The organism is Methanothermobacter sp. EMTCatA1, from assembly GCF_002356395.1.
GTDB classification, from domain to species: domain Archaea; phylum Methanobacteriota; class Methanobacteria; order Methanobacteriales; family Methanothermobacteraceae; genus Methanothermobacter; species Methanothermobacter thermautotrophicus.
The window spans coordinates 777167-797311 of record NZ_AP018336.1; the positions used below are offsets into that span (position 1 = coordinate 777167).

Genomic DNA, 20145 nt, shown 5'->3' on the forward strand with positions numbered 1-20145 from the left:
AGGGGGTTTCATGGAGGAATCGGATATTTACTACTGGAAGGGTGTTGCTGTGAGAATGGCCGAGCAGGTTGAAAGGGCCGTATCTCCCCTCGTGGGGACGGAAGAAGCAGGGGAGATAATCAAGATGGGGGCCGATGGCACACCCACCAAGCTCATAGACCTAGTTGCAGAGGATGAAGCCGTTGGTGTCCTTGAGAGTACAGGGAGGCCCGTCACAATAATAAGTGAGGAGATAGGTGTCCTCCACATAAACAGGGAGGGAGATGAACCCGGGATAATCTTCGTTGTGGACCCCCTGGACGGTACAAGCAACGCCATAAGGAACATACCCTTCTATGGTATATCGGTGGCTGTGGCAGAACGCCACCCAGACGGTGAAGCCCCAACCCTTAAAAACGTCCTGATGGGCTTTGTTAAGAACTTCGCCACGGGGGACCTCTACTGGGCAATAAAGGGCCAGGGTGCCTTCCTCAATGAGAAACCGATAAGCTCATCCTCACAGAGCTCCCTCGACAGGACATCCCTGGGGGCCTTCATATATGGTACGCGCTTCAGGAGGGTGGACAGCATCTGCAGGGTGATCCGGAGGATGCGTATCCTGGGATCCGTGGCCCTTGAACTGGCCTACGTTGCAAGCGGTTCCTACGACGCCTTCATGGACCTGAGGGAGAATCTCAGGATAGTAGACATAGCAGCATCCAAGCTCATAGTGGAGGAGGCAGGCGGTGTGGTGACCAATGAGAGGGGTGGAGAAATAGACGGCCTTCTGAACGTTAAGGCAAGAACATCCCTTGTTGCCGCCGGAAACCTGGAGCTCCACGAGAAGATAATGCAGACCCTGGAGGTCATATGATGCGCATAGGGATAATAGCCCGTTTTGATGTTGCAGAGGCCGTTGAAATCGCTGAAAGGGTGGCCTCATTCCTCCTGAACAGGGGGGTTGAAATTACGGTTGACCTCAAGCTCACAGAGGAACTCCCACAGCTGAGGGAATACGGTGAGGACATAAGGAACATGGAAGCAGACATGATACTCACCATCGGCGGGGATGGGACAATACTCAGGACCCGGAGCCTCATAGAGGATAAGGAGATACCGATACTCGGTATAAACATGGGGACAGTTGGTTTTTTAACTGAGGTTGACCCTGAAAATGTATTCTCAGCCCTTGAAGCTGTCCTCAGGGGCGAATACGCCGTTGAGAAGAGGACCCTCCTGAGTGTCTACCACAACGGTGAGCTGCCCTCAGCCCTCAACGAGGTCGTGCTCATGACACGCAGGCCAGCTAAGATGCTGCATATAGAGATATCTGTTGATGATGAGGTGGTTGAGGAGCTACGCGCCGACGGAATAATCATAGCAACGCCAAGCGGCTCAACAGCGTACTCGATGTCAGCAGGGGGCCCCATTGTCGACCCCAGGGTTGAAGCATTCCTCATAGTGCCGATATGTCCCTTCAAGCTCAGCGCAAGACCCCTGGTGGTTTCAAACAAGAGCGTAATCCGGGTTAAACTCCTCAGGAAGGGTAAAAAGGCCATCGCCGTTATCGACGGCCAGTATGAGGAGGAGATCAACCACATGGATGAGGTCATATTCAGGAAGTCAGAACGAAAGGCCCACTTCGTGAGGCTCAGCAAGGACTTCTACAGGAAGGTCCGTGAAAAACTCATAGAGGGCGGAATAGACTCTATAAAGGGTTAAAGGTTGTGTCCATGAAGTTTAACATTTCAAGGCCCCTCGTGACTGACCTCACACATGGCGGTGTCACCATTGCCCTGGAGATGAGGAAACACTTCCCCGATGTCATGGCCTGGGACTTTTACGGCACACTTGGTGATGATGACCGTGAAATGCTCATTGAAAAAGGGGTTGATGTTGTTGAAGGACCGGTCAATGGCTCCACAGTAATAGCGCCGGTCCACTGCCCGGTCCGATCAGATTTAACCCACCATGAGATAACCGGCTGGCTCCTAGGTTCCTGGAGGAGGGAGAAGGGTGTGCCGGTGGTGGAGGTGACCGGTGTTAAGGGAAAAACCAGCACCGTATGGATACTCAGGAGCATCATGGGAGACCTTGAACCCCTGGTCCTCAGCAGTCTTGGATCCTGGGCCGGTGATGAACTCCTGCGGCGGGATATAAGCATAGCACCTGCCAGCATAATTGAGACCGTGAACCTTGCAGAGCACCATGATTACGGTGCAGCCATCTTCGAGGTCTCCCTGGGTGGGACCGGCCTGGCAGATGTGGGGGTTCTAACAAACATAGCCGAGGACTACGGGATAAGGAGGGGTACCTCAAGGGCCAGCAGGGCAAAGGAGCAGATATTCAGAAGCCGGCTGGTCTGCTGCGAATACAGGGCCTTCTGGAGGCACTACAGCAGATTCCAGGAGAGGACAAACACCTTCTCAGTGAGGGACACTGAGGCCACACTCCACGTGGATGATGTGAACTACGGCCTTGAGTCAACAGAGGCCACACTAGATGCCACCGGGCTTAAAACCCTTGCCGGGGACCATCTGGATGCAGAATTCCGGATTGAAACCTTTGCACCTGCAGAACACCAGCTCTCCAATGTCCTTGCAGCTGCAAGCGCCGCCCTGACCCTCGGGTTTGATGTTGAGGATGTTCAGAGGGGTGTTAAGGACTACCATGGAATTCCAGGAAGGACCTCCATGAGACAGCTCAAGGGCACCACCATAATAGAGGAGATAAACCCGGGGCTCAACGTGCGGGCCATAGAGTACACCCTGAAAATGGCCATGGAACTTCCAGATCCCATCATCATACTCGGGGGAAGGTACGGGGTTACCTGTGAGGAGATAGATGAGGCCCGCCTCTCCGAGACACTCAGCAATTATGACCTTAAGTTCATATTCACCGATGAACTGGGGTACAGTATCATGAGGAGATCCGGCATGGATGGCATCTACTTTAAAAACCCGGAGGATGCCCTCAGGGTCGGGCTAAATCATCGTACAGTCGTTCTCATTTACCGCTCAGAGTATGGTGACCTTACAAAAAGGTAAAAACCGGTGGTAGCCATAATTATGTGATTTTTAATAAACTGGAGTTTTTGAAAAGTTATATAATAGGATACAATAAATTTCTCAAATGATTAACGTTTACTGGAGATGATTCATTGATAGCCGGAACAAGGGGGAGTCGCCTGGCGCTGGTCCAGACGAACCATGTCATCGAGATGCTCAGTGAAGTCTGCAAAGAGAAAATCGAGAAGAAGATCATAAAGACAAAGGGCGACAGGATAAGGGATTCCCAGCTCTACAGCATGGACTCAAGGGGTCTATTCACAAGGGAACTCGACATGGCGGTCCTGAATGAGGAGGTGGACCTCGCAGTCCACAGCCTGAAGGACGTCCCCAGCGACCTTGACCCTGACCTTGCCATCGCAGCCGTGCCCCCAAGGGAATCACCTGCAGAGGTCCTGGTATCCCGCCTTGACTGGGAAGATCTCCCCCAGGGTTCCAAACTTGGAACCAGCAGTCTACGCAGGGAAGCATTCTGCAACCATCACCAAAAAAATTTTAAGATGGAGCCCCTAAGAGGAAACATAGATACAAGGATAAGGAAGGTTATGGATGGCGAGGTCCATGCAACCATAATGGCCGAGGCAGGATTAAAACGTCTCGGACTGGAGGAGCACATAAAAAGAAGGTTCCCTGTGGAATACTTCACACCTGCCGCCGGTCAGGGAGCCCTCGCAGTTATAACCAGGGCTGACAGTGAATTGATAAGCTCCATTGGGAGGATAACCCACCATCCCTCCCTGCAGGAGGTCACCGCTGAGAAGACTCTCCTCAGAGAGCTCGGTGCAGGTTGCCAGTGCCCCCTGGGTGTCATAGGAAGGGCCACTGGAAACCAGCTAACCCTCTACGCTGTTCTTCTAACCAGAGAAGGTGAAATGCTCAGGAAGGTAACCGTTAGGGGGCCTCTTGCTGAAGCAGAGGATATAGGTAAAAAAGCTGCCAAAGAAATGGAGGATTATATTTGAGACAGATAAATGTGGGTGTAATCGGCGTTGGAGCCATGGGTTACAACCATGCCAGAGTTTACTACAGACTTAAAAATGCAAATCTTATGGCTGTATCAGACATCATGAAGGGAACACTTCAGAAGGTCGCCAACAAGTATGACACCGTTGGATACGTGGACTATGAGAACCTCCTGGAGATACCTGAGATAGAGGTTGTCAGTGTCTGCGTGCCAACCACCCACCATTACAATGTGGTCATGGATGCCCTTGAACACGACAAACACGTCCTCGTTGAGAAGCCCATCGCATTCACCCTTGAAGAGGCAGAGGATATGGTGAAAACGGCACGCAAAAAGGGGCTGAAGCTGGGCACGGGCCATGTTGAAAGGTTCAACCCCGCAGTTCAGAAGGCCAAGGAACTCATTGAGAACGATGTTATAGGTGACGTGGTATCTGCATCAGCGAAGAGGGTCGGACCATTCCCTCCCCGAATAAAGGACGTTGGAGTCACCATCGACCTCGCCATACACGACCTCGATGTGATGCATTACCTCTTCAGCGAACCGGTTGCAGAGGTCTACGCGGTTATGGGAAGCATACTCGAGAAGTGTGAGTACGAGGACCATGCCGAGATAATGACCAAGTTCAAAAGTGGAATCACAGGGATACTCGAGGTTAACTGGCTCACACCCTACAAGAGGAGGAAGCTGGCCATCACAGGTACAGATGGAATAATCAACGTTGACTACATAGACCAGAGGCTGGATGTCTATGGTAAATTCGCCCAGGACGTGGATATCAAACATGAGGAACCCCTGAAGAATGAGATCAAATCATTCCTCATGTCTGTTATAAATGATGAGGAGCCTGAAATAACAGGTGAGGATGGTATATACGCCCTCAGGACTGTGCTTGCAGCGATGAAGTCTGCGAGGGAGCACAGGCCCGTGAAGGTTAATGGTGATATTTGAGGTGCTTGTATGGAAAATGAACTTATAAGGAAGGCCCGGGAACTCAGGAGCAGGGGATTTACAACAGGGGAAATTGCAGATGAACTGAACGTGTCTAAGGACACTGCGAGGTGGCTTACACTTCAGACTACAACCTCTGTTTCCAGGAAGGAGGCTCCTGTGGATTTCGCGATCAACTGGGAGAGCCTGGGGGGCAGTTCATCCCGCATGAGGTATGTTTCAGCCGCCATGGCAGACATGGCCCTCAAGTACGGTGTTGCAGATGTTGTTCTTGGCATCGCCATAAGCGGTGTTCCCTTCGCAACGCTGATGGCCGATGTTATGGGCGCTGAAACTGGACTGGAAACATCACTTGCAGTTTTCCACCCCGTAAAGCACAGGAAGGATGAGGGTGCAGAGGGAGCCATAAGCAGTAACTTTGCAAAGGTGAAGGGCAAGAGGGTTGTTGTTGTTGATGATGTTATAACAAGCGGCCGGACCATAGCTGAGGTGGTTGAGGTCCTCAAGAACCAGGGAGCAAAGCCCATAGCCGTCACTGTCCTCATAGACAAGAAGGGCATCTCTGAGGTTGACGGTGTGCCGGTGGAGTCACTCATAAGGGTTAGCAGGCTGGGATGATTTACCTTCATCTAGTCTCCTAACCCTCTTGTCTCACCGAAAACTCCTTTTTTGTAATTTCCTTTAATAAAACAGAATAAATAAGTCAAAGAACTAATTTTTCCTTATTCTCTGGTTTCAGATGTCCCTGATAGAGATCCATTTATCCATCAAAACATCCATTCAGAACTGCAGGGCATTATCTGAAAATTAATCATGGATCTGACCGGTAAGATGAACATTTTTTTCTGAGCTGGGGAGTATTAATAACCTTTCATTACCCCATAGTTAATACTATGACGGGTCATCTATATGAAACGGGGTTTCTGAAAAAGGCGGTGTTTTTAAGGCAGTTGATTTTTGCCCTGAAAAATCTTTTCATCCACGGTGGTTTTCTTCCGGCGCTCTGGGGGCCCTCGCTTCTTCTGGTATCAACGGTTCTCCTTGAAAGTCGCTGCGGCCCCTTAACCTGGGGGATATGCTTCATGCTGCCCCTTACAGTCTACGCCTACGATTACCTTGCTGACCTTGAGCTGGACTCCCTAACGAATTCTGATAGATCAGAATTCAACCATAAATGGGGTGAATGGCTGCTGGCAGCCTATGCAGGAGCTCTTCTGGCGCTGCTGCTTCTCTGCATGGATCCACTGATCACGGTCCTCACAGCTTCAATGTTCATTACCGGGATCCTCTACTCAAGATTCTTCAAGGGGCTCACAGCATACCTGACGGGATTCAAAAACATCTATCTGGGCCTTGTATGGAGTTCATGGACAACCATACCTGCAATGGGTGGCAGATCCCTCCCTGCACATATCCTGGTGTTCACATTCATATTCCTCAAGGTATATGTGAACACTGCCTTCAGCGACTACAAGGACATTGAATCGGACGCCATGAGGGGCCTCAAGACTCTCCCTGCGGTCTTCGGTGAGAATAACAGCTTAATGATACTACAGCTCCTCAATGCGCTGGGTGCAGCCACCCTCAGCCTTGGAGTGCTCACGGGACTCATCCCAGGCATAGGTGCTGTTGCTGTGATCCTCTCATCATACACGGCCCTTTACCTGCATCTGAAGCCGGTCATGGATGTAAAAACAGCTACACTCATAGCGGATCTTGAGGGGCCCCTTCACCTCCTCCTTGGTCTGGGGGTCATGATGTGAAATTTTAGATCCCATAGAATACAGCGCCTCCACAGCCATGACAAAAAGGGATCTGATCCTTCACCGTACGCTGAATCACAGAATTGTCAGGAATCAGGGGCGGTACCTCAGTATCGCCCCTATGCCCCCAAAGGCCCTCAGAAGCTGCATTCCCTCCTCGGTCTCAGTTGATATGATTTCAACCTCGGTTCCGACCTCCTCGGCCATCTCAACGAGGTCGTCGATCATGTCCCTCCTATCTGAGAGTCTCATCTGATCGTTGCAGCTGGGACAGGTTTCAGTATCCGGAAGGTCCCTGCCCGTCTTCTCCATCCTGTGTCCGCAGGATGCACACTCGTAGGTCCCCCTCTGGTACTTAAGGTCCTCTGAGAGAAGAAGAACCTCAACCGCACCCATCTGGAGGTGCTGTCGAACCTCCCTTTCACCGTAGGATGCGAGTCCATCCTCATTTATGAGTTCCCTGAGGAATCTCTGGACAAGTTTCTTCTCCCTCATAACATCTATTTCACTTAAAACATCCATTGACTTGTCTATGACCTCCCTTATACCGAACTCCCCTGTGTAGGATGTGTCCACAGTCGTTATGACCTTCTTCTTCAGTTCATGGTGGAGGTAGTCGCCGTTGAGGAACTCCTCCTTTGTGTGACCCGGGCCCCCGAGGATTATGCCCTTGAGGTCATCTATCTGGAGGAAGGCCTCATTCATGTTTTCCCCTATCCTCTTGAGGAACTCATGGGCTGCAAGGTCTATGAGCCTGTCGAACCTCCTCTGGGACTGTCCACCGGCTTTGTGTTTACCTGGAACCCCACTGGTGAGTGTCTTGAGTATGTCTATCCTCTTACCCTTCAGGGTTGCGATGGTGGCCTCCTTCCTGTCAAGGACTGCGAGGCCATAGGTTTCCTTCTCCTCAAGCATCTCCCTCAGTGGTTCAAGGTAGAACTCTGAGTTACAGTGGTATATGTATGTCTTGATGGGTTCAGGTGGCTCGAATACGTAGGTCTCCATCTTCTCTGTACCCGGGCCTCCCCTGGGAACCATGCCGACGAACATGACGAGCCCCTTCTCGGGTGGTTTCGGGAATAGTTTGAGCCTCTGCATTATAACCTCAATGGCTGACTGGACGTTCTTCTTCGTCTGTTTGCTCTTTATGTTGGCACTCTGGCTCAGTTCCTCCCTCATATGCTTTGCAACGTCACTTATCTGCCGGTCAGGGGGTATGTATACCGATACGAGTTCCGTCCCCCTGCCCCTCTTGTCTGAGAGTTCCTGGAGGGTCCTCTTGAATTCGAAAAGCTCCTTTGATGATGGTTCGCTCACTATGAATCACTCCTCATGAAAATGATAAAATAAACTGTAAATGTATATGGGGCGGGGTGATTATAAAGTTTACTGGAGGGTGGGAGAAAAATGTATAAATGGATTCCACCATAACTCGAAAGGAAGAGTCAACTGATTTTATGGTGGACCGTTATGAGAATCGTGATTACCATTGGAGGATCAATCATCATAAGTGAATTCTCCCATGAGATGTTCAGGGCCTATGCTGACATTCTGAATTCACTGAGAGATGAACATGATCTCTTTGTGGTTGTGGGGGGAGGAAGACCTGCCCGTGACTACATAGGAGTTGCCAGGGAACTGGGAGCCAGCGAGGCCCGGTGCGATGATATAGGTATTGATGTGACCCGCCTGAATGCCCGGCTCCTTATAACCGCCCTGGGTGATAGCGCCTACCCGGGGGTTCCAGAGAACTTCAGGGAGGCCCTCGAGGTTGCCACGACCGGGAGGATAGTCGTGATGGGTGGTACCGAACCAGCCCACAGCACAGATGCTGTCGGGGCAATACTCGCTGAGACCGTTGAGGCGGACCTCATGATAAACCTCACCTCGGTGGATGGATTCTATGACAGAGACCCGGCCAAGTACCCTGACGCCAGGTTCTACCCTGAGATCACCGCCAGTGATATGCTCGAACACCTCAGGGGCTCTGATGTGAGGGCGGGTACCTATGAATTCTTTGACCACACAGCCCTGCATATGATAAGGAGGTCAGGTATAAGGACCATGATAGTGAATGGTAACGACCCTGAAAATCTCCTGAGAGCCATTGATGGTGAGATAGGCACCACAGTTATCCCTGAATAAACCGCTAAATTACTGATATCTGTAATCAAAATTTAATGGAGGTAATAGTTATGGTTGAACCACACAAGCACTGCCCTGTATGCAGTACCCCGATACCCATGGATGAGGTAACCTGTTCAGAGAGGTGTCAGGAGATCCTCTCAAAAAACCAGCAGAGGGTCAGAAGGACACGTATGATATTCTACCTGGTATTCGCCCTCTTCATTGTGGTGTGGGTTGTACTTTCAATTAGAGGTTGAACCTTTTATGGGGATCTGAGTACAGCCACCCCGTAAACTATGAGGATTACACCCACAGCCAGACCCACAAACACCGGGTTGAATGAGAGTGCAGCCATGAGAATGTATATGACCCCAAAAATGGCACTCATTATACCCGCATTTCTTTTCAGGTAACTCTGGGAGCCTGCTGAAAGGATCAGCATTGCAGCCACCAGAAGAAGGATCCCTGTAACGTAAAGCCAGGCTCCTGCAAGTTCATTTATAAGGAAGACCCTGAAGGCCAGCATGAGGCCAACTGCAAGGGTTATAACCGCAAAGACCATCCAGAGCACGCCCACCTCCATGTACCTCCGCCCTCTGATGGCATTTGCGAGCATCCAGACCCCGAGGGCAGAAAGCACAAGGCCCGTCAGTATGCTTATGGCCGTCACACCGGAAACAGGTGATACCAGAAACACGATACCCAGAATAACCGAAAGGAGACCCATCCCTTTTTTCAGCATCATCTCACCATTCTGTAATATGTTCATCTGATTTTATATATTTTGTTAATCTCTGCATTCTCTGACCTGAAAACCATCATTGATTATATATCCTGTTAATCCCTGCCTTCTACGGACATGAACCCATCATAGAAGCATCTTCAAACCTGTAAACAGTAATAGGATTATGAAGATGTACCTTATGTACCTCACATCAACCCTGTGGGCGATTAGAGCCCCCAGCCGTGAGGAAGGGACACTCATAACAATAACAAGCAGGAACTGAAGGAGGTTAACATAACCGACAGTGAAGGGGCCCCCTGGCCCTGTGAAGATGTAGGAGATGGTCCCTGATGCAGCCGTAAATGCAATTACAAGGGAGGATGTACCAACGGCCTCGAGGACATCAAAGCCCGCCACCATCACAAGGAGCGGTACCAGGACCACACCCCCACCGATGCCAAGGAGACCGGATAGAAAACCTGCCAGGAATCCGAGGGGAAATGCTGCATTCCGCCCAAACCCTGAAGGCGAAATTCTGGATGATAGAATGAGCTGTGCTGAAACCAGTATGAGTAAAACACCGAAAAACGCCCTGAGGACATATGCGGGTGATGCTGAAGCTGTGAAAACACCTGCCACGCTACCGCACGCACCAAGAACGCCCATGGTGATTCCAATCCTGGCATCGACACACTTCCTCCTGTAATGAGAGTGGGCTCCGCTGAGGGCCGTTGGAAGGATTATGGCAAGGCTCGTCCCGAAGGCCGTCCTTATGGCAATATCCGATGGTGTGCCCCCTGCCTCCATGAGAAAGAATAGCACCGGGGCTATTATGAAGCCGCCGCCGACTCCGAGAAGGCCCGTTGCAAGTCCAGCCAGAAGTCCCGTGAGTAAAAGTGCCACCACATAAATTAATGGATCCATATTCAACCCCTTTAACTGCTGACCACGATAATTTATAAGTGGAAAGTTTCATATCTCATGCTGTTAGTTATTAAATTTCTTCTGGGTGAATAACTTTGAGATCAGAGAGGTTCATGGTAGCCGGCATAATCTTCATTGGAGTGGCGGTCACACTCCTTGTGACAGACCTTCTGGATCACATCATAACACCCTTCACACACGTGTTCCTCATGGGCTCCTCAGAGGGCAAGGACGTGATATTCTTCACCGTAATGGGGACCATGTTCATCCTAGCACCACTCTTCAGGGAGGATGGGCTGGTGGGGAGGTCTTCACGTCTTGATAAAAACAGCTACCTCCACATCGCAGCCCTCCTTGCCTTTATCACATACCTCACAGGGACTGCAATAGAGGTCCTGATACGCCTCAGTATGGGTGTATCCCCCCTCACCACCTTCATATCGATGGACCCCCCGGCATCAACAAGCATAACCCACTCACACGTCTTCAAGGCCAGTCTGAGTCCCCTGACGGGCCTCATTGTCCCTGCATCATCAGGAATCCATACCGGTTCTTCGCTGGCAGGTTACATCCCCTTTTTGCTGCCTATGACCCTCACGGTGATCCCCGTAATCTATCTGATGGGCCTCCTTTCAACAGGGGACCGGAGGGACTTCCATGTTGCAATAGTGATATTCGCAACCGCCACAACCATAATAGGGATAATCGACGGGGGCCTGTTCTCAACCCCTGCCCTTGTGGGTCTATCCGGAATACTCGGCATGAGCGCCCTGAGGGTCCCCTTCAGTCCGGGCAACCTTAAAGTCCCCACCCTGATAATAGGGGGCCTCATAGCCGTGCGAATACTCCTGGGGATCCTCGGATCAGTCCCGGAATACTATGAGGTCACTGTACTCGAGCCATCAGGTAACCTCGCTCTCGACGGACTTCATGTACTCTCAGAGGAGAAGAAGGGTGATAGAATCATCCTAAAGCTCTCATCAGACCAGAACGAGATGGAACTTCTGAATAAACTCACAGCTCGCCTTGATGGAAGATGCCATGGTTTCTTCATGACATGGAACTTCTTTTCATTCTTCTAGGGAGGATCAGAAATGAAGCTCAGCATAATCATACCAGCATACAACGAGGAGGAATATCTTCCAGGACTGCTTGAAAGCATAAGGAATCAGGACTTCGATGATTATGAGGTTATAGTCGCAGATGCAGCCTCAAATGATAATACCCGAAAGATAGCGAGAGAATACGGTTGCAGGGTTGTTGATGGGGGTATGCCCGCGGTGGGAAGAAACCGGGGAGCTGCCGCTGCCAGGGGCGAACTGCTGCTCTTTCTGGACGCCGACCTTGTCCTCACCGAGGGGTACCTCATGGATGCTGTTGAGGAGTTTGAATCAGAGGACCTTGGAATTGCAATAACCCAGATGATACCCATCTCAACCAGGAGGCGCGATAAGATACTGCATGAATTTGCCAACAGATTCATGATACTGGTTGAATCCATAAAACCCCATGGAGCCGGATGCTATGGCATACTGACACGCAGGGAGCTCCATGAGAAGGTGGGTGGCTTCGATGAATCCCTGGATTTTGGAGAGGATACAGACTACATTGAAAGGATAGGGAAGATAAGCAGGTTCAAGGTCCTCAGGAAACCCAGGGTCCTGGTATCCATAAGGAGACTGGAAAAGGAGGGACTCAAGAACCTTGCATTCAAGTACACCAGGAGCACCATCTATGATTTCATGGGTAAGAGGGTCAGTGCAGGTGACCTTGGCTATGAATTCGGCCACTCCAGGAGGAAGAGGAGGGTCCTCTACTCTGTCTGCGGTGAGGGTATGGGTCATGCGATACGCAGTGGCGTAATCCTCGATAAACTCACAGAGGACCATGAAGTCCTCATATTTGCAAGTGACCGTGCCTATAAGTATCTGAGCAGTAAATTCGATAACGTCCATGAGATATACGGGTTCAACACCGTCTACGAGGATAACAGTGTAAACGACGTTAAAACATTCCTGAGGGCCATGAAAACCTTCCCAAGGGACCTCAAGGAGAACCTGAGGCTCCTCTACAGGATCGCAAGGGACTTCAAGCCGGATGTGGTGGTCTCTGACTTTGAGTTCTATGCCAGTGTTGTGAGTAACATGCTCAGGATCCCCCTCATAAGCATTGATAACATGCACGTTATAACCCAGTGCCGTATAGAGTACCCTGAGAGGTTCCGCAGGGATAAGCTGAAGGCAGAGGCCGTTGTGAGATCCTTCATTGTGAGACCCAGACGTTATCTGATAACCAGTTACTTCTTCCCTGAGGTTAAAAACCCTGATAAGGTATCCATGTATCCCCCTGTACTCAGGGAGGAGATAATGAATCTCAGGCCATACTATGGAGATCACGTGATGGTGTACCAGACGAGTCAGTCAAACAGGAAGCTCCTTGAGGTCCTGAGGTCCATTGACAGGGAATTTGTTGTCTATGGCTTTGACAGGGAGGGGGTTGATGGGAACCTCACCTTCAGGAGATTCAATGAGGATCAGTTCTTCAGGGACTTTGAGTCTGCAGCCGCTGTTATAACAAATGGAGGCTTCACCCTTATAAGTGAGGCCCTCTACCTCAGGAAACCCGTCTACAGTGTTCCCGTGAGGGGACAGTTCGAGCAGATACTGAATGCAGTTTACCTTGAGAAGCTCGGCTACGGGGAGTTCCATGAGAAAACCGAAAGGGAAAGCCTTGAGAGATTCCTTGGCAGGCTGGATATTTACAGAAGGAACCTTGAGGACTATGATGGTGGTAACAATGAGATCATAGAGGCCCTTAAGAGGACCATAGATGAGTGCTCTCGAGGATGCTGAAAATGCAAGTTTTTAAGGAAAATCCTGTGAAGACAGAAGAAAATTAATAGATACAATTTGAATAGAGTAAGAAATCAAAACTTTGTAGAATTAATAGATTAGTGTGACCCGAGGGTCACAAAAACATCAAAGTTCTCTAACCTGAAAAAATTATGTGTAACTAGAGAGTCACGCCAAGATCAAGCTGCTCTGTGAGCTCCTTGTACCTGTTCCTTATGGTTACCTCTGTTACACCTGCAACCTCTGCAACGTCTCTCTGGGTCTTGCGTTCCCCGAGGAGGACCGATGCTATGTAGAGGGCCGCTGCTGCAACCCCAGTTGGACCTCTTCCTGATGTGAGGCCGTTCTCCATTGCCATCTCAATTATCTCAATGGCCTTGGACTGTACCTCACCTGATAGGCCCAGTTCACTTGCAAACCTTGGCACGTAATCCACCGGGGATGTTGGAGGTAACTTTATGTTGAGTTCCCTTGTCAGGAACCTGTAGGTCCTTCCAACCTCCTTCTTGCTCACCCTTGAAACCTCTGCAATCTCGTCAAGGGTCCTTGGAACGTTGCATTTCCTGCATGCAGCGTAGAGTGATGCTGCCACCACTCCCTCAATGCTCCTTCCCCTGATGAGTTTGTTCTCAACGGCTCTCCTGTATACCATGGAGGCCGCTTCCCTCACACTCCTGGGGAGCCCCAGCCTTGATGAGTCACGATCAAGCTCGCTGAGGGCAAATGCAAGGTTCCTCTCGGTGGCGCCTGATATCCTTATCTTCCTCTGCCACTTCCTCAGACGGTACCACTGGGCCCTGTTCCTTGCAGGTATGTCCCTTCCATATATGTCCTTGTTTCTCCAGTCTATCATTGTTGATAGACCCTTGTCGTGTATGGTGTAGGTTATGGGTGCTCCTACCCTTGTCCTCTTATCCCTCTGTTCGTGGTCAAAGGCCCTCCACTCTGGACCCATATCAACCAGGTTATCGTCTATGACAAGACCACATTTTCCACAGACTATTTCAGCCCTTTCGTAGTCGCCCCTTAGGTCATCGGAGCCGCACTCAGGGCATTTTGTTTCCTTCTCTATTTCAGAAACATCAGACCTCATTTTCTCCTTCGTTTCCTTTGCCCCCATTTTTTCACATTCTTTATACCCACGTATAAAGTCTCTCCAACTCGGTTCTCAAAGTTTTCAGGATTTATTGCACGAGATGGTTTTATGGATATGTATGGATTCCGTGTAGGTCCAAAGATATCGTGCACTTTTCCTATCCTTTTCCCATCGGAAGTAAAAACAGGTGCTCCAAGCTGCGGTGTTCTATCTGAACGTGCTATGATCCTTCCCTTGTTGGAGACATGTGAAATATTCCCTAAAGCCTTCATAATTCACCGAAAATTTTATATACTGTATTCTCTAACTACTAGTATATAAATGTTTCGATAATTTTATATAAAATTAGGGCTGGAGGTCATGAGGTCATCTGTCTTCCATAGTAGATTGCCGCAATGAAGCCTATCAATGTCGGTGCAATATAGCTTGCAAGCCTATCAACAACACTGGCTGCCATGACATAATCGGCGCCTATCCCTGCAACTGCAAATAGGCCCACAAGTATCCCCTCTCTCAACCCAAGGGACCCTGGCAGAATCGGAAGGAGGGATATGAGGATCCCGACGGTGTAGATTATTATGAGTGGAACCGCAGGCGGTGAGACACCCACAGCCAGGAAGCAAACATAGAGCCGGCAAACATCAAGGGCCCACATCCCCAGTGATATGAAGAATCCTATGACAAAGACCCTCCTGTCTGTTATTGCAGTTGAAAAGCCATCATTGAATCTATTTATATAGAATATGACCTTATCATGTATCCCTGCAAAACTGATACCCCCTTCCCTGAACCTTGAGAACCATGAGACCAGCCTCCTTGTGACCGAAAGGGCTATCCTCTGGGCTATTTTTTTGTTCATACCCGCATAGACCGCCAGGGAGAACCCTGCGATGGTCACAAGGATCAGCACACTGACAACCATCCTGGTCCAGATGGATATATCCCAGGTCATTATGAGCACCGCAGAGAGAATGGAGATCAGGGCAAAGGGTATGAACTCAAAGACCCGGTCCGCTGTGGATGATGCAAAACCAATCTCAAAGGGTGTGCCCTCAACCTCACGCAGAAGGTAGGCCCTCAGTGGCTCACCACCGGCAGCCCCTGGGGTTATGTTGTTCCCGAAGATACTGGTAAAAAGAAGCATCATGAGCCTCGGAAAGGATGGAGCATCATCAACCACATTCAGGATGAGCCTCCACCTCAGGGTCCACAGGATAAGTATAATGGCCTCCAGTAAGAAATTGAGGGCAAGAAAATAGGGGCTGGTCCCTTCAAGTGCCCTCAGAATATCACCGAAACCTGCGAAGAAACCTATGAGAAATATTACAACCGCAACCGCAATGAATGAGAGAACGATGGTCCTTCTGTTCTCTCGGATGTAATCAAATATGCTGCTCTCTTCCATGGAAACCAACTACTTTCGAAGGCCAAGGATCTCTGAAAGGGAAATTCCGCCTTCAACACCCTCCACTATTGAGGACTCCTTCTCCCTCACCTTCAGGGCAGCCTTCACGACCTCCCCTGCAACCTCGGAGGGCACAACAACCACACCTGACTCATCGCCGAGGAGCAGGTCACCCTTTTTAACCATGACACCATCACACTCAAGGTCCACATTGAGCTGCCCCTCGGCACGGGGTTCCCCCGCGCAGGGCACATAATCCCTTGAGAATACAGGAAAATCAAGTTCAAGGAGGGCATCAATATCCCTGCAGGATCCATAGATAACGACCCCTGCGATACCCCTTTTCATGGCGGTCTTCGAGGTGAGTTCACCCCACACAGCCCTCTCATCACCATCAGCACCTATAAAAATAATTTCCCCGGGTGCTGCAGCATCAATGGCCATGACGGACGTCCCCCAGTCGTGCTGGGATGTCCTGGCTGTGACCACTCTACCGCAGACACGCAGGTTGTTCACCGGTTTTATTGAGGGTATCACGCCAACCTCTCCGGTCACACTCTTGAGTGCATCGGAAATCTGGGGCGCTGATATCCCCGATAAAAGCCTGAAATGGTCCTCGGGTACACTGAGCCTCCTGAGACGATCAATCGGTTTCATACCTCTCCTGGCCATCCAATCAATCCTGGGGAGTTGTGACCTCTTCGACCATGGTCCTTCCAGCTACAACTTCATCAACACTGTGGATGGAACCACCATAACTCTCTATTGCTCTTGTTATCTCATCGAAATCCAGGTCGTTCCCTTGGATGGTCACCTTGATGTTCTCGGTTTCCTTGTCGATCTCCATGAGGGTGATGTTAACTCCCTCAACACCCCTCAGTTCACTCAGATACTTTGCATATTCAGGTATTATGGGTTCGTGGGGTTTCAGTATATCCAGAACGATTCTAATAAGGCCCTTAGCCACCATCTTTCCTCCATGAATCTGTTAAAATGATATAGTATTATGATAACATAGATATTTAAATATAGCCCAGAAACACACCTCTGATTATTTTATATATCAGTATCGTCATATAAGATATAGATATTATCAAGTTATTAAAGGGCCAGATATGTCTCTTATCAAGCTTCAGCAGATAACCGATGAGTTAGAGGAACTTAAATATCAGGGAGAGCAGGGAATACCCATACTAATTGAGGGCCGTAAGGATGAAGAAGCCCTGCGGGAGCTGGGCGTCAACGGCCCCTTCATAAAGGTTTCAGGCACCAGACTGAGCCTTTCGGAGATTGCTCTCAAGGCATCCCGGGCATCGAGGGTCATAATACTCACAGACTTTGACCGGAAGGGCAGTGAACTTGCAAAAAGACTCTACAGGGACATGCAGAGTCTTGGAGCAGATCCAGACCTCAGGATACGTCGTAGACTCATGGGGATGACACGCAGATACATCAAGGATATACAGAGCCTCCCTTCTTACATTGAAAGGCTGAAGCTGGAGGTATGCCCGTACCCCCTTGATAATATCTGAATGCTGTTATCATCACACTTCAATTTGATAACCAGTCATTCCTCAAAAGGAGGGTTTACATGGGAAAAGAAGAGATAAGCACAACTAAATACCTCATTCACGCTCAAATTAACGCTAATGGAATCGTAGAGAAACCAGATGTCGTGGGGGCGATATTCGGACAGACCGAAGGCCTCCTCAGCAACGACCTCGACCTCAGGGAACTCCAGAAAACAGGGAGAATCGGTAGAATCAAGGTTAACATAACATCACGTGGTGGTAAATCAAAGGGGGAGATAATAATACCATCAAGCCTTGACCGTGTTGAAACCGCCATACTTGCGGCTTCCCTGGAAACGATAAACCGTGTCGGGCCATGCGAGGCCTACATCCAGGTCACCAAGGTCGAGGACGTCAGGGCAGTTAAACGTAAGAGGGTCGTTGAGAGGGCCAAGGAGATCTACGCAAGCATGATGGAGGAGGTTACTCCCGAAAGCCTCAAGATGATCGAGGAGGTAAAGGAGGCCATGCGCGTCCATGAGATCACCGAGTACGGTGAGGAGAAACTTCCGGCCGGCCCCAACGTTGAAACTTCAGACGCCATACTGGTTGTTGAGGGAAGATCAGACGTGCTCAACCTCCTCAAGTACGGTATAAAGAACGCCATAGCAGTGGAGGGTGTCAGTGTACCGAAAACCGTGGCTGATTTAACCAGGAAAAAGACCGTTACCGCCTTCGTTGACGGTGACAGGGGCGGTGAACTCATACTCAAGGAACTCCTCCAGGTTGGTGAGATAGACTACGTCACCAGGGCCCCCAAGGGCAAGGAGGTGGAGGACCTTGAGAAGGACGAGATAATGATGGCCCTGCGTAACAAGGTGCCTGTTGAACAGTTCTACCATGACCTTGGAATGAAGAAGGAGAAGAAGAAGACAGAGGACAAGATGGTGCTCCTCCGTAACATCCTGAAGGAGCTTGAGGGCACCGGAAACGCCGAGATACTCGACGACGCCCTGAACATACTCAGGGAGGTTAAGGTGGAGAACCTCTATGACGAACTGAGCAGGGTCAACAACCACCCCTACGCCGTGGTATTTGATGGTGTGATAACACAGCGCCTGGTTGACCTCTCCTTCGAGAAGGGTCTCAGATACCTTGTGGCCGTTAGAAGCGGGGATATAGTTAAGAAACCCCACAACCTCAAGCTTATAACCGGTCACACCTGAATTAACAGAAGGCATCAAAAATGTATGTTGATATGAACCGTGAGTATCTGAAGGACATAAACACCACGGAAGACGTTAAGATACCTGAGGACCCCCTTGAAAGGGTTATAGGGCATGAAGATGTCATGCCAATGATAAAGATAGCTGCTAAGCAGCGCAGACACCTGCTACTTGTTGGACCACCGGGCATAGGAAAATCACTCCTTGCCCAGGCAATATCCTTTCACCTGCCTGAACCATCTGAGGAGATAACGGTTGTCCACAACCCTGAAAGGCCAGAGAGACCATTCGTTGAGATCAAAAACAGAAAAGAGATCGAGGATGAAATCCTTGAAATCGAAAGGGCTGAGGGGGAACTCATAGACCCCCAGAGCGCCCCTGATGCTGTTGCAGAGCGTCTGGGCTTCAAGTGCATCCACTGCGGGGAATACAGCAGCGCCTATAACAGTATCTGCCCGCGGTGTGGTGGGGACAAGTTTTCACACATTAAGGCCCGGAGAAAACACATTGGAGACCTCCTTGGAATGTTTGAGATGAGTTCAGGGAGCCTCAGCGTCCCCCAGAAGAGGGTGACAACGACCCGGATCATTGATGGTGTTGAGGAGGTTGTGATCTATGAGCGGGTTGGTGGTGAGGAGATCAAGGTACTTGATCAGAGGGCCCTTGAAAAGCGAAGGCAGATCGTTGAGGAGAAGCCCAGGAACGTCATAGTACCCCTCGATAGAAAAACCTTTGTCCAGGCCACGGGGGCCAGTGAAACCGAACTCCTGGGAGATGTCCGCCATGACCCCTACGGGGGTCACCCTGACCTTGGATCCCAGCCCTATGAACGCGTTGTGCCGGGGGCCATCCATGAGGCCCATGAGGGTGTCCTCTTCATAGACGAGATAGTTCACATTGCAGGCCTTCAGAGGTTCATATTCAGCGCAATGCAGGATAAGACATTCCCCATAGTCGGTAGGAACCCTCAGAGTGCTGGAAGTTCCGTCAAGGTCGATGAGGTTCCATGTGACTTCATATTTGTCGGTGCCTGCAACATTGCAGACCTCCAGTACATACTCCCCCCTCTGCGATCAAGGATCCAGGGAGAGGGTTATGAGCTTCTTCTGAACACCACAATGCCTGATACCGATGAGAACCGGGCAAAGATAGTCCAGTTCGTTGCGCAGGAGATAGAGCTCGATGGAAAGATACCCCATGCCCGTGCCGCTGCCGTTGAACTCCTCATTGAAGAGGCTAGACGGAGGGCAAGGGCCGTGGATGATGTTGATAACGCCCTCACCCTCAGGCTCAGGGACCTCGGAGGGGTTGTGAGGATGGCCGGGGACCTTGCAGTTATGGATGGAAGCCCCTACATTGAGACCCGGCACATGGAGGTCGCCATAAGGAAGGCCGTTTCAGTTGAGGACCAGATAATAAGAAGATACAAGAGCTATGAGAAGGCCCTCGAGAAGGATCTATCAAGCTCCCAGAGGATGTCACAGCATGGATACAGCAGTGAGAACATAGACCGCAGCTACATGTAGTGAGAACTGCATCAGATGAGTTCGATGAG

At 50.1% G+C, this 20145-nt stretch carries 22 protein-coding genes; 14 read left to right on the forward strand and 8 right to left on the reverse strand.

The features are described 5' to 3' along the window. Positions 1-10: 10 nt before the first annotated feature. The 7 genes from tca_RS04115 (at position 11) to tca_RS04145 (ending at position 6725) form a co-directional block, all read left to right on the forward strand. Positions 11-853, forward strand: coding sequence for a bifunctional fructose-bisphosphatase/inositol-phosphate phosphatase (locus tca_RS04115; RefSeq protein ID WP_048175544.1), 843 nt, complete (start codon positions 11-13; stop codon positions 851-853). Further along, positions 850-1701 (forward strand): NAD(+) kinase, encoded by an 852-nt coding sequence (locus tag tca_RS04120; RefSeq protein ID WP_084126191.1) that lies wholly within the window; start codon positions 850-852, stop codon positions 1699-1701. The genes tca_RS04115 and tca_RS04120 overlap by 4 nt, the downstream gene beginning before the upstream one ends. A gap of 11 nt (positions 1702-1712) precedes the next feature. Further along, positions 1713-3026 carry a coenzyme F430 synthase gene (gene cfbE / locus tca_RS04125; protein WP_286709187.1) on the forward strand — a complete coding sequence of 438 codons (1314 nt, stop codon included), beginning with the start codon at positions 1713-1715 and terminating at the stop codon, positions 3024-3026. A gap of 113 nt (positions 3027-3139) precedes the next feature. Beyond that, on the forward strand, positions 3140-4009 hold the full coding sequence (hemC, locus tag tca_RS04130; RefSeq protein WP_010876507.1) for a hydroxymethylbilane synthase: 870 nt from the start codon (positions 3140-3142) through the stop codon (positions 4007-4009). After that, positions 4006-4962: a Gfo/Idh/MocA family protein gene (locus tag tca_RS04135; RefSeq protein WP_010876508.1), complete on the forward strand. Its 957-nt coding sequence runs from the start codon at positions 4006-4008 to the stop codon at positions 4960-4962. The genes hemC and tca_RS04135 overlap by 4 nt, the downstream gene beginning before the upstream one ends. 9 nt (positions 4963-4971) lie before the next feature. Then, complete coding sequence (locus tca_RS04140; RefSeq protein ID WP_010876509.1) at positions 4972-5580, forward strand: orotate phosphoribosyltransferase-like protein; 609 nt, start codon at positions 4972-4974, stop codon at positions 5578-5580. A 332-nt stretch (positions 5581-5912) separates the two neighbouring features. Further along, positions 5913-6725 carry a UbiA family prenyltransferase gene (locus tca_RS04145; protein WP_238374246.1) on the forward strand — a complete coding sequence of 271 codons (813 nt, stop codon included), beginning with the start codon at positions 5913-5915 and terminating at the stop codon, positions 6723-6725. Between the two features lie 93 nt (positions 6726-6818). On the opposite strand, the gene prf1 is transcribed toward tca_RS04145, so the two are convergent. Next, positions 6819-8042: a peptide chain release factor aRF-1 gene (gene prf1, locus tca_RS04150; protein ID WP_269899777.1), complete on the reverse strand. Its 1224-nt coding sequence runs from the start codon at positions 8040-8042 to the stop codon at positions 6819-6821. Between the two features lie 153 nt (positions 8043-8195). Between prf1 and pyrH the strand changes: the two genes are divergently transcribed. Together pyrH and tca_RS04160 are read left to right on the forward strand one after the other, a co-directional pair. Then, positions 8196-8870, forward strand: a complete 675-nt coding sequence (pyrH, locus tag tca_RS04155; RefSeq protein WP_286709188.1) for a UMP kinase — start codon at positions 8196-8198, stop codon at positions 8868-8870. A gap of 35 nt (positions 8871-8905) precedes the next feature. Next, a complete protein-coding gene (locus tag tca_RS04160; RefSeq protein ID WP_010876513.1) occupies positions 8906-9109 on the forward strand; it encodes a DUF2116 family Zn-ribbon domain-containing protein in 204 nt (67 codons plus the stop codon). A 5-nt stretch (positions 9110-9114) separates the two neighbouring features. On the opposite strand, the gene tca_RS04165 is transcribed toward tca_RS04160, so the two are convergent. Beyond that, positions 9115-9594: a DUF308 domain-containing protein gene (locus tca_RS04165; RefSeq protein ID WP_143485815.1), complete on the reverse strand. Its 480-nt coding sequence runs from the start codon at positions 9592-9594 to the stop codon at positions 9115-9117. Between the two features lie 126 nt (positions 9595-9720). Further along, positions 9721-10500, reverse strand: a complete 780-nt coding sequence (locus tca_RS04170) for a sulfite exporter TauE/SafE family protein (RefSeq protein WP_286709189.1) — start codon at positions 10498-10500, stop codon at positions 9721-9723. Between the two features lie 95 nt (positions 10501-10595). On the opposite strand from tca_RS04170, the gene tca_RS04175 reads away from it, so the two are divergent. Continuing rightward, a complete protein-coding gene (locus tag tca_RS04175) occupies positions 10596-11582 on the forward strand; it encodes a hypothetical protein (RefSeq protein ID WP_286709190.1) in 987 nt (328 codons plus the stop codon). 12 nt (positions 11583-11594) lie between these two features. Then, complete coding sequence (locus tag tca_RS04180; RefSeq protein ID WP_286709191.1) at positions 11595-13352, forward strand: MJ1255/VC2487 family glycosyltransferase; 1758 nt, start codon at positions 11595-11597, stop codon at positions 13350-13352. Between the two features lie 160 nt (positions 13353-13512). Here the strand turns inward: tca_RS04180 and tca_RS04185 are convergent, their stop codons facing one another. The 5 genes from tca_RS04185 to tca_RS04205 form a co-directional block, all read right to left on the reverse strand. Then, positions 13513-14445, reverse strand: a complete 933-nt coding sequence (locus tag tca_RS04185; RefSeq protein WP_048176603.1) for a transcription initiation factor IIB — start codon at positions 14443-14445, stop codon at positions 13513-13515. Beyond that, complete coding sequence (locus tca_RS04190; protein WP_286709192.1) at positions 14442-14720, reverse strand: Gar1/Naf1 family protein; 279 nt, start codon at positions 14718-14720, stop codon at positions 14442-14444. Before tca_RS04190 ends, tca_RS04185 begins: the two co-directional genes overlap by 4 nt. Before the next feature lie 86 nt (positions 14721-14806). Next, positions 14807-15853, reverse strand: a complete 1047-nt coding sequence (locus tca_RS04195; RefSeq protein WP_286709193.1) for a UPF0104 family protein — start codon at positions 15851-15853, stop codon at positions 14807-14809. A 9-nt stretch (positions 15854-15862) separates the two neighbouring features. Next, positions 15863-16510 carry an RraA family protein gene (locus tca_RS04200; protein WP_286709194.1) on the reverse strand — a complete coding sequence of 216 codons (648 nt, stop codon included), beginning with the start codon at positions 16508-16510 and terminating at the stop codon, positions 15863-15865. A gap of 19 nt (positions 16511-16529) precedes the next feature. Continuing rightward, positions 16530-16823, reverse strand: coding sequence for a DUF211 domain-containing protein (locus tca_RS04205; protein WP_010876522.1), 294 nt, complete (start codon positions 16821-16823; stop codon positions 16530-16532). Positions 16824-16968: 145 nt separating this feature from the next. Between tca_RS04205 and tca_RS04210 the strand changes: the two genes are divergently transcribed. Genes tca_RS04210 through tca_RS04220 form a run of 3 tightly spaced genes read left to right on the forward strand, consistent with a single transcriptional unit; the run spans position 16969 to position 20116 of the window. Continuing rightward, entirely contained in the window at positions 16969-17385 is a 417-nt protein-coding gene (locus tca_RS04210) for a toprim domain-containing protein (RefSeq protein ID WP_286709195.1), read from the forward strand. A 59-nt stretch (positions 17386-17444) separates the two neighbouring features. Then, positions 17445-18590: a DNA primase DnaG gene (gene dnaG, locus tca_RS04215; protein WP_269889812.1), complete on the forward strand. Its 1146-nt coding sequence runs from the start codon at positions 17445-17447 to the stop codon at positions 18588-18590. Between the two features lie 20 nt (positions 18591-18610). Further along, the gene (locus tag tca_RS04220; RefSeq protein ID WP_353681344.1) at positions 18611-20116 is read left to right on the forward strand and encodes a Lon protease family protein; all 1506 of its coding nucleotides are present in this window, start codon (positions 18611-18613) and stop codon (positions 20114-20116) included. Positions 20117-20145 lie beyond the last annotated feature (29 nt).